General features: G+C 45.7%; 8 protein-coding genes. 3 read left to right on the forward strand and 5 right to left on the reverse strand.

Translation table 11 applies throughout. From position 1 onward, the window contains the following. Positions 1 to 96 precede the first annotated feature (96 nt). Together ACTNEW_RS03215 and ACTNEW_RS03220 are read left to right on the forward strand one after the other, a co-directional pair. A complete protein-coding gene (locus ACTNEW_RS03215; protein ID WP_441057828.1) occupies positions 97 to 3,297 on the forward strand; it encodes a hypothetical protein in 3,201 nt (1,066 codons plus the stop codon). Positions 3,298 to 3,373: 76 nt separating this feature from the next. Next, positions 3,374 to 6,178 carry a family 78 glycoside hydrolase catalytic domain gene (locus ACTNEW_RS03220; protein ID WP_441057831.1) on the forward strand — a complete coding sequence of 935 codons (2,805 nt, stop codon included), beginning with the start codon at positions 3,374 to 3,376 and terminating at the stop codon, positions 6,176 to 6,178. 168 nt (positions 6,179 to 6,346) lie between these two features. Here the strand turns inward: ACTNEW_RS03220 and ACTNEW_RS03225 are convergent, their stop codons facing one another. Then, a complete protein-coding gene (locus ACTNEW_RS03225) occupies positions 6,347 to 8,149 on the reverse strand; it encodes a Na/Pi cotransporter family protein (protein WP_441057834.1) in 1,803 nt (600 codons plus the stop codon). A gap of 315 nt (positions 8,150 to 8,464) precedes the next feature. On the opposite strand from ACTNEW_RS03225, the gene ACTNEW_RS03230 reads away from it, so the two are divergent. After that, positions 8,465 to 9,652 (forward strand): cation:proton antiporter, encoded by a 1,188-nt coding sequence (locus ACTNEW_RS03230; RefSeq protein ID WP_441057837.1) that lies wholly within the window; start codon positions 8,465 to 8,467, stop codon positions 9,650 to 9,652. 210 nt (positions 9,653 to 9,862) lie between these two features. Here ACTNEW_RS03230 and uraA read toward each other — a convergent pair whose 3' ends face one another. From uraA to ACTNEW_RS03250, 4 genes are all read right to left on the reverse strand, one after another. Next, positions 9,863 to 11,125, reverse strand: coding sequence for a uracil permease (gene uraA, locus ACTNEW_RS03235; RefSeq protein WP_441057840.1), 1,263 nt, complete (start codon positions 11,123 to 11,125; stop codon positions 9,863 to 9,865). A gap of 155 nt (positions 11,126 to 11,280) precedes the next feature. Beyond that, positions 11,281 to 12,465 (reverse strand): M20 metallopeptidase family protein, encoded by a 1,185-nt coding sequence (locus ACTNEW_RS03240; protein ID WP_441057843.1) that lies wholly within the window; start codon positions 12,463 to 12,465, stop codon positions 11,281 to 11,283. Positions 12,466 to 12,602: 137 nt separating this feature from the next. Continuing rightward, the gene (locus ACTNEW_RS03245; protein WP_441057846.1) at positions 12,603 to 12,989 is read right to left on the reverse strand and encodes a hypothetical protein; all 387 of its coding nucleotides are present in this window, start codon (positions 12,987 to 12,989) and stop codon (positions 12,603 to 12,605) included. A gap of 50 nt (positions 12,990 to 13,039) precedes the next feature. After that, positions 13,040 to 13,447, reverse strand: a complete 408-nt coding sequence (locus ACTNEW_RS03250) for a hypothetical protein (RefSeq protein ID WP_441057849.1) — start codon at positions 13,445 to 13,447, stop codon at positions 13,040 to 13,042. Positions 13,448 to 13,554: the final 107 nt, after the last annotated feature.

Consider the following 13,554-nt stretch of genomic DNA (forward strand, 5'->3'; position numbering starts at 1 on the left):
ATGGGTTTACCGGATTTCTGCTGCATAATGGCAGGGAAATCCTTATATCAAAAGGGAAAAGCCTTTTGAAAAATATTATGTAAAGGGGAAAAAACTATGTTGTACAAAAAATCCGAAAAACTGTCACAGGAAGTCTTTCAGAATCCAGGCAGTGAGTACCGGGGAACACCGTTCTGGGCATGGAACTGCCGCATGGACAAAGAAAACATTGACCGTACCATCGAATCCTTAAAGGATATGGGAATGGGCGGCGGTCACATTCACTGCCGTACAGGAATGGATCATCCATATATGGGAGAGGAATTCCTGGGAATGGTTAAGTATGCCAATGAGAAATTTACTGAAAATAACATGCTGACCTGGCTCTATGATGAAGACCGCTGGCCTTCCGGAGCAGGCGGCGGTCTTGTGACCAGAGATCATCAGTACCGGATCCGTTTCCTGATTTTTACACCGGAATGTCAGGATGGAAAGGTGTTTGAAGAAAGTGAAAAAAGATCCAGCGGTCAGGCAGTTCGAAGCAGTGAACGGACACTGCTGGCACGTTATCAGGTGCTGCTGGAGAATGGATATCTGAAAGATTATGCGGTGCTTAAAGATGGAGAAACGGTCAGAGAAGGATGGAATGAATGGTATGCCTATCTGGAGATTTCCGGTGACAATCCATGGTTCAATGACCAGGCGTATCTGAATACGCTTGATCCGGCTTCTGTAAAAAAGTTTATCGAAGTGACTCATGAAAAATATGCAGAACTTCTTGGTGACCAGTTTGGCGGCAATGTTCCGGCAATTTTTACAGATGAGCCGCAGTTCTGCCACAAACAGTGTCTGGATTATGCAGAACAGAAAAAAGATGTCGTGATTCCGTATACAGATGATCTGGAAACTACATTTTCAGAAGTTTATGGAGAAAGCCTTCTGGAACATCTTCCGGAACTGTTCTGGGAACTTCCGGACGGACAGGTATCTGTAATCCGCTATGAATACCATGATCATATAGCAGAACGTTTTGCCAATGCGTTTGCTGACCAGATCGGCGGCTGGTGTAAAGAGCATGGAATCGCCCTGACCGGACATATGATGGAGGAACCGACACTGAAATCTCAGACCGCAGCACTTGGAGAGGCAATGCGTTCCTATCGTTCTTTTGATATTCCGGGAATTGATATGCTCTGTGACCGTCGTGAACTAAATACGGCAAAACAGTGTGAGAGTGCGGTTCATCAGTTTGGAAGAGAAGGGATGCTCAGTGAGCTGTATGGTGTTACCAACTGGGATTTTGATTTCCGCGGACACAAACTGCAGGGAGACTGGCAGGCTGCACTTGGTGTAACCGTCCGTGTACAGCATCTGACCTGGACTTCTATGGCAGGAGAGGCAAAACGTGATTATCCTGCTGCGATTGGTTATCAGTCTCCGTGGTATCAGGAATATTCGCTTCTGGAGGATCATTTTGCCCGTGTGAATGCCGCAATGACCAGAGGAAAAGCTCATGTCCGTATCGGAGTAGTGCATCCGGTAGAATCCTACTGGCTGTATTGGGGACCGAAGGAACAGACCTCCGGTATCCGTGAGGAGATGGATGCAGATTTCCGTCACCTGACAGACTGGCTGTTATACAATACCATGGATTTTGATTTCCTGTGCGAGTCCCTGCTGCCGTCTTTGACCGGTCCGGATCATGGAGTTCAGGCTGGTGAAGGCCATACGGCTTTGAAAGTCGGTGAAATGGCATATGATGTTGTTCTTGTTCCAAATTGCCGTACACTTCGCAGCACAACGCTGGATGTTCTGGAAAAATTTGCAGAAGCAGGCGGCCGTGTGATTTTTACCGGTGAGCTTCCGTTCCTGGAAGATGCGCGTCCTTCTGACAGAGGAAGAAAGCTTGCAGAAAAAACAGAAATCGTTTCTTTCGGCCGTGTACAGCTTCTGGAGGCACTGGATGTGTTCCGGGAAATTGAGATCCTGGAGGCGGACGGAACTGCAAGCACAAATATTATTTACCAGATGCGTGAAGAAGGCGCAGACCGCTGGCTGTTCCTTGCTCATGCAAACCGTACGGAAAATCCGGAAAGTGCGATTTTTGACCACTCCGGTGCGCTGACCAGAAAGAGAAATGTGGATCTTCCGGTACAGGAAGACCTGACAATCAGGATTCGCGGTGAGTGGAATGTGACGGTATATGATACACTTACCGGAGAAATTTATAAAGCAGCTGTGTGTCATAAGAACGGCAATACAATTCTTTATAAAACGATGTATGACCAGGATTCTCTGCTTCTTCATCTGGAAGCAGGTGGAATTGCGGAAGGAATCGAAAATGTCTATGAAACATCTTCAGACAGTGCAAAAATGTCCGGCATAGAAGCCGGCTGGACACCGGTTCGTATTCCGGGAGAAAACAGAGTGAAATTCTCTGAACCGAATGTCAGTCTGCTGGATATTGCCGAATATCGGTTTGATGACGGCACATGGCAGGAAGAAGAGGAAGTTCTTCGCATCGATAATCTTTTCCGGGAAAAACTTGGCTATCCGATGCGTATGGAAGCGTTTGCGCAGCCATGGACCAGAAGTGCTTCCGAGCCGCTGGAACATACCCTTTCTCTGAGATATACGCTGGACTGCCGCTGTATGCTGGAGGGCTGCCATCTTGCCATGGAGAATGGACCGGAAGCCAGAATCATTCTGGATGGAAGTGAAGTTGCCAACAATGAAGACGGATGGTATACAGACCACTGTATCCGTACGATTCCGCTTCCTGTACTGAATGAGGGCAGTCATGTTCTGCAGGTGGAGATTCCGTATAACAGCAGAACAAACATTGAAAACATGTTCCTTCTGGGTGATTTTACCGTAGATATCCGCGGCAGCCGGCAGATGTTAAAGCCATCAGAAGACGTTCTTGCATTTGGCGATATCACCCGTCAGGGCTATCCATTCTACGGCGGTAATGTGACTTATGAGATTCCGTTCCATTCAGAGGGAGGCGAGTATGAAGTAGATGCAACCATGTTCCGCACTCCGTTTATCAGCGTAGCTGTTGATGGAGAACGTGCCGGATGGATCGCATTTTCTCCGTACAGCTGTGATCTTGGAATGGTTCCGGAGGGGGATCATGTTCTGGAGATTACGGTATTTGGAAGCCGGATTAATACCTTTGGTACGGTACATAACTGCAATCAGACAGAGGCCTGGTTCGGACCGAATGCATGGCGTACAGTGAACGAAGAGTGGTCCTACGAGTATCAGGTGAAGCCGGTAGGTTTATTGAAAGCACCTGTTTTGAAGAAGAGATAAATGATTGATATCACAGGAACGTGCTCTGGCATTTTCCTGTGATATAAAACAGAATACGGAAAGGCATATAAGAACTATGAAAATCAATCATCTGAAAGTGAATCATCTGGTGAATCCGCTGGGCTATGACCTGGCGGAGCCGACTATTTCCTATGTTGTGGAAGAAACACAGGCAGTCAGACAGGAAAGAGCACAGGTTCTGGTGGCGCTGGATGAGAAGTTTGCGGAAATGGTATTCGATTCCGGAGAGTCTGCAGAAATTGTAAGTACTGCATATATTCTTCCGATGGAACTGAAACCGGAGACAAGATATTACTGGAAAGTCCGTGTATGGGCAGATAACGGAGAAACTGCCGAGAGCGAAGCTGCATGGTTTGAGACGGCAAAAGCCGGGGAATGGACGGCAGACTGGATTACACCGGCGCTTCCGAAAGAGGTACAGGCAGTTCTGATGAAGAATGTGGAAATCAGCAGACCTGTGAAAAAAGCACGGATGTATGTGGTCGGACTGGGTGTTTATGAACTGTATCTGAATGGACAGAAACAGGGAGATGAAGTACTTCTGCCGGGACTCTGTGATTTTGATACATGGATTCAGTATCAGACCTATGAACTGGAGCTTTCTGAGGGACAGAATCATATGGAAATTGTTCTCGGAGACGGCTGGTACAAAGGCTGGTATGGTCTCAGACAGACTTCTGAGAACTATGGCGACCGTCTTGCGGCAATCGCGGAAATCCATATCACTTATGAAGATGGAACGCAAGAAGTGATCGGTACGGATACGACCTGGAAAGCACGTAAGAGCCAGGTGGTTTACAGTGGTATTTATCCGGGAGAAATTTATGATACAACGCTGGATACCAGCGAGATTTTTGATACAGAGGTCATCGGCCTTGACAAAGAGAAACTGAGCCCTCGTTTAAGCCCGCCAATCACGGTTCATGAGCAGCTGAAACCGATTGAGGTCATCCATACACCCGCAGGAGAAACGGTTCTGGATATGGGGCAGAATATGGTAGGCTGGCTGAGCTTTAAGTGTAGTGCCCCCAAGGGAACCCGCTTGTTCTTCCAGTTTGGCGAGATCCTTCAGGATGACAATTTCTACAATGACAATTTACGTACCGCGAAAGAGGAATTTACCTATATTTCAGATGGTACGGAGAGAGTCGTGAGACAGCATTTTACATTCTACGGTTACCGTTTTGTCAAAGTTACCGGATGGGATGGTGAGCCGGATCCGGAAGATTTCCGGGGACTTGTGATTCATTCCGAGATGGAGGAACTTGGTCATATCGAAACTTCCGATCCTCTGGTAAATCAGCTGGTACATAACGCCAAATGGGGACAGAAAGGCAATTTCCTGGATGTGCCGACCGATTGTCCGCAGAGAGATGAACGTTACGGCTGGACGGGAGATGCGCAGATTTTCAGCGGTACCGCATGCTTTAACATGGATACCTATGCTTTTTATACGAAATACGGCAAGGATGTTTATGCAGAGCAGCTGAAACTGGATGGAAGCGTGCCGGATGTTGTTCCGGTTGCCAATTATCAGGGAGATGCATCAACTGCATGGGGAGATGCGGCAACCATCATTCCGTGGAACGTATATCTTCATTATGGAGATAAGGGGATTCTTGCCCGTCAGTATGACAGTATGAAAGCCTGGGTCGACTATATGAGACGGGAAGATGAAAAATACGGCAATAAATACCTGTGGCAGAGCGGCTTCCATTATGCAGACTGGCTGGCGCTGGACGGCAACGTGGAAGGCGGTGTTTATGGCGCAACAGACCCGTTCCTGATCTGTTCCGGTTATTACTACTATTCCACGGATATTGTGGCAAAGACAGCCGGAATTCTTGGAAAAGAAGAGGATGCAGCCTATTATACAGATCTTGCACAGAAGATTCACGATGCATTTGTCAATGAGTATTTTACACCGTCCGGACGTCTGTGTGTCAATACCATGACTGCTCATGTAGTGGCTCTTTATATGGGGCTTACACCGGATTTTGCATATGAAAAGACCTGTGCGGGACTTCTGGAACTGCTGAAGAGAAATAAATATCATCTGAACACCGGGTTTGTAGGAACTCCGTATCTCTGTCCGGTTCTTTCCGAAAATGGTATGAATGATCTGGCATATCAGCTTCTGATGGAAAAGGGATTCCCGGGATGGCTCTATGAGGTACTGATGGGCGCTACTACGATCTGGGAAAGATGGAATTCCGTACTTCCCAATGGCAAAATCAGCGGTACGGGTATGAATTCCCTCAACCATTATTCCTATGGTTCGATTGTGGAATGGATGTACCGCTATATGCTTGGAATCCGTCCTTGTGAAGAAGGTGCAGGATTTAAGAAATTCACTCTTGCTCCGACACCGAACTATCAGATGCGGTGGGCAAAAGGTTCCCTTCGTTCTGCGGCAGGAACGATTGAAAGTGAATGGTCCATCGAAGGCAAAGAACTTCATTTCCGCTTTACGGTTCCGTTTGATGCACAGGCAGTGATCGTTCTGCCGGATGCGGAGGAAGCCGTAATAGCCTCTCAGACGGCCGGAAATGACAGAATCCTGTCTGTGGTACAGAAAAATGGTAACGTGGAAATAACAGCCGCTGCAGGCTCTTACAGCTTCGTATACGAGCCGACAGTGCCGTGCAGAAAGATTTATTCTGTGAATTCTCCGATGGCAGAGCTGGAGGCAAATGAAAAGACGAAAGATATTCTTGACAGGGAATATTTTTCAACAGTGAAGAAACTTCCGTTTAAGGATGAGCTGTATACATTGCAGGAACTGATGAACGGACCGTTTACCAATGTTCCGTATGAGCAGCAGGCAAAGATCGACAAGCTGCTTCGGGAAGTCGAGTAGTCTAAAAGAACAGAAATACAGAAAGGTATTTTTATATTACAGGAGAATGCGAAGCACTTTCCTGTAATATAAAATAATAGCTTTCCTGGAATATAAAACAACAGGAGTCTGACCGGTTTGCGGAGACTCCTGTTGTTTTTGGCGTATTCCTTTTTTGTTATACTGATTTTAGTTATACTGAATATTTTCCAGAGGAGCAAGATACTGTTCTCTGCGGTTTTTCTCTTCTGCCAGATAAGACTGGTCTGCTCTGGAATGAAGTTCCTGCAGATACTGGTGATGATTCTGCATAATTTCATCATTGTTCAGACCAAGAATCAGCATGGCAATGCTGGAACACTGGTCAGCGGCACGCTCCAGATGCGTCAGGATATCCATAAAAATAATTCCGGAGTTGATATTGCAGATGCCCTGGCAGAGTCTTGTGGTATGACGGTTCTTGAGAAGAAGGACCATATCATCAATAACTTCTTCCAGAGGCTCAATCCGGCGTACAACCGTTTCGTTTTCTGTCTCAAGACTCTCTACAGTAAGGCGGAGAATCTCAAGGACAGCATCTCCGAGAATATCCAGTTCTTTCTGTGCACCATCCGAAAATGTAAGTTCGGATTCTTTTAATTTCTTTGCCATTTCATCAAAATTCGTAGCATAATCTCCGATACGTTCCACGTTGGGGGCACACTGCATCAGCATGTTCAGCTGTCGGTTGTCCGATTCGTTTTCAATATTTTTGGACAGCTCGATGAGATAGTTGTCTGCTTTGTCTGTAAACACATCAAGACGTTCTTCATAGGCGTTAATGGTATCTGTGTGTTCTTCCTCGTACTGATGGAACTGCGCAAGGCTCATTTCCACATTGTTTCTGGCGATGTTTGCCATGTAGGCGAGCGTCTTTGTTACTTCGCTGAGCGCCAGCGCCGGAGAAATCATGATCTTCGGATCAAGAGCGGCAAGTTCCGGATAAGTTTCTTCTTTTACCGGATCATCCTTGACGATTTTGCAGGAAAGATTGACCAGTGCACCGGTAAATGGAAGAAGTACGACTGCCGTAATCAGATTGAATAGTGTCTGGAAGTTTGCAATTCCGCCGCTGTCAACGATACTGTCCCAGAGACCGCCGAAGGCTCCTGCCTTATGAAGAAGAGACATTCCGATCATAAAGAGCACGGTACCGATACAGTTAAAAACGATATGAACAACACCGGTACGTTTGGCGTCTTTGGAGGAACCGATGGAGCAGACCATGGCGGTTGTTACGCAGGTTCCAAGGTTGATACCCATAATGATCGGGTAGATCAGGTTAAAAGTCATGACACCGGTAGAGGACAGTGCCTGAAGGATACCGACCATAGCAGAGGAACTCTGAATGATGACGGTAAGAATCAGACCTGTAAAAATACCAAGGATAGGAATGTCTGTGAAATAAGACAGAATATCCACAAAAGCCTGCGATTCTGCCAGAGGCTCTACTGCGGCTGTCATAGAGATCAGACCCGTAAAGAGAATACCGAATCCAAGACAGATCATACCTGCGTTTTTGGTAGCATTTTTCTTAATAAACATGATCAGGATAATACCGACGACCAGAGCAAACGGCGCAAGGAAATCCGGTTTGAAAAAGGAAAGAATAGAACCGCCGGAGCTGTCGATGTCCATCAGTCGGATGATCTGTGCGGTAACCGTGGTACCGATATTTGCACCAAGTACAATACTGACTGCCTGTCTCAGGTTCAGAATGCCGGCTCCGATCAGACCGACGGTCAGGACGATGGTAGCTGTGGAACTCTGAATGATCGCCGTGACAATGGTACCGGTGAGAAGGCCGAGAAAGACATTGTGTGTTAATTTGCCGAGAAACTTCTTCAGTGCTTCGCCGGAACCCTGCTTCAGGCCATCCCCCATGATCTCCATTCCATAGAGAAACATGGCTAATCCGCCCAGCAGCTTAACCAGGGTAATAATTGTGTTCATGTTTTCGTCTCCTTATCTGTAATGTGACTTTACATACATTTTACGAAAATTTAATGTACATTTAAACTATATGCAAATTGGAAGCAGTTGGCAAGTAGAAATTCGATTTTTCTATGAAAAATCCACTCCTGATTTTCGTCATTTTAACCAAAACAACCAGATTATGGAGTTTTTTCCTTTACTTGCACAGAGATATCCACGGTGCTATAATCCTGTCTGGAAAATTTTTCGGTACGATGTACCGGCGGCAGAGCTTCTTTGCCGTATATGTTTTTATCATTATGCTTTTATCATATTACAAAGGGGACTGGAAAGATGGAAACTTATGAAATTTTTAAAGATCTGGCGATTATTCTGATTTCTGCTAAACTGTGCGGACTTCTTGCGGCAAAACTGAAGGCGCCTCAGGTCGTGGGAGAAATTATTGCCGGACTTCTGATCGGGCCGTGCGTACTGGGCCTTGTACAGCAGACAGAACTTATTACGGGAATGGCGGAGATCGGTGTGGTTCTGCTGATGTTTTTTGCAGGTCTTCAGACAAGCCTGAAAGATCTGATGCGAACAGGATGGAAAGCACTTCTGATCGCATGTGCGGGTGTATTTGTTCCTCTGGCGGGTGGTTATCTGCTTTACAGCTGCTATTATGGATTTGCGCCGGGCGGAACAAGCCAGTTTTATTCTGCGGTATTTACCGGTGTGATCCTGACTGCAACCTCTGTCAGTATTACGGTTGCTTCGCTGAAAGAACTGGGATATCTGAAATCCGAAACCGGTACCACCATCATGAGTGCGGCGATCATTGATGATGTCATTGGAATTATTGTACTGACTTTTGTAGTCGGAATGAAAGATCCGGACAGCAAACCGGTATCTGTGATTATCAGCACAGTACTGTTCTTCGTTCTGGCGGTAGTGCTGGGTGTGATTATTTACCGCGGATTTAAATGGCTGGATAAGCGTTATCCGCATACACGCCGTATTCCGATCTTGGGTTTTGTACTTGCCTTTGCCATGGCTTATGTAGCTGAAAAATATTTTGGCATTGCAGATATTACAGGCGCTTATGTAGCGGGTATCATTCTCTGCAGCATTGATGATTCGGAGTATATTGCAAGAAAGGTAGACGTAAGCTCCTACATGATTTTCGGACCTCTGTTTTTCGCAAGTATTGGTCTGAAAACAAATATTGATCAGGTAACGCCATCCCTGCTTCTGTTCTGTATCCTCTTTGTGATCGTAGGTCTTCTGACCAAAATCATCGGATGCGGTCTGATGTCCAAGGTATTGGGATTCCGCGGATCAGATGCACTAAAAATCGGTGTCGGAATGATGACCCGTGGAGAGGTTGCTCTGATCGTTGCCCAGAAAGGTCTGCAGGTAGGAATGATTGAGTCCAGATATTTTGCAGCAGTCATTTTCCTGATTCTGGTATCCTCGATCTCTACACCGATCGTATTGAAGGTCCTGTACAGCAAAGATGGAACGAAGGCTACGGCAAAATAAATCCGGAAAGGGTTTTTCTTAATAAAGATTTGAAATGATCACATCTTGTGTGCAATATCGAAATTTTATATAAAAATGTCCGGGTCAGACAAATCATAAGATTTGCTGCCCGGACATTTTTTGTTTTATACCATAGAACGTGTTTAAAAAGTGCGTTCTGTTTTTGGTGATGTATCCTGCTTTCTGTTTTAAAAAATACAGGGAGGATGATCATGCGTCTTCTCTGTCATTGGTAAGCTGGAACTTGTCGAGGATATAGAAGATCAGGCTTAAGATCATTGCCACGATACAGGCAAGGACCATACCGGTAAGCTCTACATTTCCGAATTTCACGGAAATTCCGGATAAACCGGTGACAAATACCACGGAAGTCAGAGTCAGATTTCTGGAACGACCGAAATCCACCTGGGAATCTACCAGAATACGGATACCGGAAGCACCGATCATACCGTATAACAGGAAAGAGATTCCGCCGATAACCGGTCCCGGAACGGTCTGGATGAGCATGGAAAGCTTTCCGACAAAGGAACAGATGATGGAAAGAACAGCTGCACCTGCGATAACTCTTACGCTGTATACTTTTGTGACTGCCATGACGCCAATGTTCTCACCGTAAGTGGTGGTAGGAACGGAACCGATCAGACCGGAGAGCATTGTGGAAAAATTATCTCCGAGAAGAGAACGGTGAAGTCCCGGGTCTTTCAGAAGGTCTTTTCCTACAATCTTGCTGGTTACAACCTGATGTCCGATATGTTCGGAAATGATGACCAGAATGACCGGAAGGATGATCAGGATCGCATTCATGTTAAACTTCGGAAACTGGAAATTCGGCAGTGCAAATAAAGGAGCAGATGCGACTGCGCTGAAATCCACCATTTTGCAGCACAGTGCTGCGATATATCCGGCGATTACTGCAATCAGAATCGGGATGACGGACAAAAATCCACGGAAAAGGATATTTCCGAAAATTGCCACTCCAAGTGTTACAAGAAATACGATCACATTTTTCGGATTAATAGTCTCATCCAGCAGCCCGGCATTGCCTGCGGCACTTCCGGATAATTCCAGACCGATCAGTGCTACGACCGGTCCCATGGCAGCCGGCGGAAGGACAACGTCGATCCAGTCAGAACCGAATTTGTAAATAATGAGTGCGATCACGCATCCGCAGAATCCAACCACTACGAAACCGCCAAGTGCGTATTCATACCCCATCTGGCTGATGACGATGCCGGCAGGTGCCAGAAATGCAAAACTGGAACCGAGATAAGCCGGCGCCTTTCCCTTGGTGATGGCGATGAAAATCAGTGTACCGACACCGTTCATGAACAGAACAATGGCAGGGTTGATCCCGAAAATAAACGGTACCAGGACTGTCGCGCCGAACATGGCGAACATATGCTGGATACTCAGCGGAATCAGAAGATTAACGGGTACCTTGTCTTCAACTTGAATAATCTTACGTGTTTCCATTTGTTTCTCCCTCTCTCATTTTTTCGATTATTTTAGCATATGAGAGAGCATATGGGAATATGGAAAATGAGAATTATGGTATTTTTGAAAGTGCTGTATTGCTGTGAAGGGTTACAAATTCCGTGTTCCTGCTAACAGAATATAAAGTAATGATTTTATGCGTGTTCCTCCAGCCATCTCAATGCGCTGTATACCAGAATGGCACTTCCCAGTGGCAGAACATCCTCATTGAATACCACATGGTCATTGTGCATGGGTTTTCCATACAATTCGTTTTCCTGTGCGGTACCGGCTCCGAGAAGCAGGTAGCTGCAGGGAATCTCATACGTATAGGATGCGAAATCCTCGGAACCCATACCACCCTGATTGAATACAACTACTTTGTTGGGGTCATAGGCTTCTTTGAGATAACCTGCGATAGTACTGGTCATTTCTTCATCATTATGAAGAGGCGGTGCAGAAGAAATTTCTGTAACCTGAGCTTCACCACGGAAGAGTGCGGCTGTCAGGGTGGAGATTTCCTCGATACGCTGATAGATCTGAGCAGAAAGGTCTCTGTCCAGAGTACGGATGGTTCCTTCGAGAATGACTTCTTCAGGAATGATATTGGGAGCTTTTCCGCCGGAGAATTTGCCGATGGTTACGACTGCGGGCTTTACAGGAGCCACTTCTCTTGCGATGATTTCCTGCAGAGAAAGATAAATATGAGCAGCGATATTAATCGGGTCAATTCCTGTTTCCGGCATGGCACCGTGACAGCCTTTGCCTTTGACACGAATACGGAAAAGGGTACAGCCGGCCATGCAGGTTCCCAGTCCGCAGAGAACCATGCCGGATGGAGTGCCGGAATTTACATGGAGAGCCATTCCTGCATCCACGGTGGGATTGGTGAGGACACCGGCTTTTAACATGGATTTTGCTCCGGTAAAGCCTTCTTCGTCAGGCTGAAAAACAAGTTTGACGGTTCCTTTGATTTCATTCTGGTGCTGTTTTAGTAATCTGGCTGCGCCAAGAAGCATGGTTGTGTGCATATCATGGCCGCATGCGTGCATATAATTGTTTTTTGATGCAAAAGGAACAGGAGCTTCTTCTTTGATTGCAAGTGCGTCCATATCTGCGCGGAGAAGAATGGTTTTGCCCGGCTGTTCGCCTTTTATGGTTGCTACAATACCGCTTTCACATATTTCATTCGGCTGATAGCCGTATTCTTTTAATTTGTTCATAACGAAAGCTTTTGTTTCCGGAAGAACAGGGCCGGCTTCCGGACATTGGTGGATGGTTCTGCGGATTTCGATCAAATCCTCTTTCAGCTGTTTGGCAGATTCAAAAATAGATGACATATTTTTACCTCCTTAATGGATGAATGACGATGTCTGTGCAGAAACAGAGATCGATTGTTTATTATTACACTATTGCTTCGTACTATTGTAGCAGATTGTATGAGAGATTTCCAGAGGGTGTTTGATAATGCATATATTTAGCAAAAATTCAGGATCTCCTGCACTTTTTCAAAAGGCAGATTCATCGCTTCCGCGATCTCTTTTTCCGACTTTCCCTGAACCTTCAGCTGAAATACTGCAGCACGTTGATTGGCTTCCTTTGCCTGTTGACTTGCCTGATCTGCTCTTTGTCTTTCTCTCAGAGTATTCTCCTGTTCTTCCTTACGCCCCTGCTCCAGACCTTCCTGGTAGCTGATTTCTTTTTCGTTTGAGATATGCAGATTCTCATCATATTCTTCCAAGATCATATCCGTCACCTCCGCTTTGTTTCCAAGCAGGATGTCTGTCAGAATTCCTTTTTTGATACAACTGTCTACTGCCTGTTCCACAGCTTTTTTTAATGCAATTCCCTTCTTCTGGTTCATCCGGATCTCCTCTGTGAAGAGAGAATACTGATAAAGTTTCGGGCATTTTTTCATAATCCCGCTGTTGTGTCCGGCATTTTCCTCGTTCCGTTGTAAAATACATAATACTTCGGTAAAGGAAGCGGGATCTGTTTGCTGGAATAAATATCCAGCTTATTCAATGCCACATATTTCTGATATGCGGAACTCATATAAAAAAATCCTCGCAGCGGCATATTGGGATTGCATGTACTCTGGTGCTCATAAACATTCAGAGTCATATCAATGAGGAAGGAAAGGTCGTTTCTCATTCCCATGTACACAAAACTATCCATTGTGTAGATCTCAAGTTCCTCCGGATCTGTATAATCACTTCCATTCAGTGCATTATACAGAGAAAGCAGATCCTCTTTCTTTTTAAAAATTTTGCGGAACAGCAGATCCTTGTGCTTTTTGTTTATTCTGATCTCATCCTGCATAGGCATTAATTCCTTTTGCAGTCATCAAGTTTCCAGTCATTCAAATACTTAATGATTGCACCCTTTCTTGTAGTATAGTCGATTTGCTATCGTTGATGCAATCAGTA

The organism is Blautia sp. HCP3S3_G3, assembly GCF_052063365.1.
In the GTDB taxonomy this organism is placed as follows: Bacteria; Bacillota; Clostridia; order Lachnospirales; family Lachnospiraceae; genus Blautia_A.

Excerpts from the sequence above, each read along its gene's own strand:
- ACTNEW_RS03215 (WP_441057828.1), top strand. The coding sequence starts at position 97 with ATGTTGTACAAAAAATCCGAAAAACTGTCACAGGAAGTCTTTCAGAAT.
- ACTNEW_RS03220 (WP_441057831.1), top strand. The coding sequence starts at position 3,374 with ATGAAAATCAATCATCTGAAAGTGAATCATCTGGTGAATCCGCTGGGC.
- ACTNEW_RS03240 (WP_441057843.1), bottom strand. The coding sequence starts at position 12,465 with ATGTCATCTATTTTTGAATCTGCCAAACAGCTGAAAGAGGATTTGATC.
- ACTNEW_RS03230 (WP_441057837.1), top strand. The coding sequence starts at position 8,465 with ATGGAAACTTATGAAATTTTTAAAGATCTGGCGATTATTCTGATTTCT.
- ACTNEW_RS03225 (WP_441057834.1), bottom strand. The coding sequence starts at position 8,149 with ATGAACACAATTATTACCCTGGTTAAGCTGCTGGGCGGATTAGCCATG.
- uraA (WP_441057840.1), bottom strand. The coding sequence starts at position 11,125 with ATGGAAACACGTAAGATTATTCAAGTTGAAGACAAGGTACCCGTTAAT.
- ACTNEW_RS03250 (WP_441057849.1), bottom strand. The coding sequence starts at position 13,447 with ATGCAGGATGAGATCAGAATAAACAAAAAGCACAAGGATCTGCTGTTC.
- ACTNEW_RS03245 (WP_441057846.1), bottom strand. The coding sequence starts at position 12,989 with ATGAACCAGAAGAAGGGAATTGCATTAAAAAAAGCTGTGGAACAGGCA.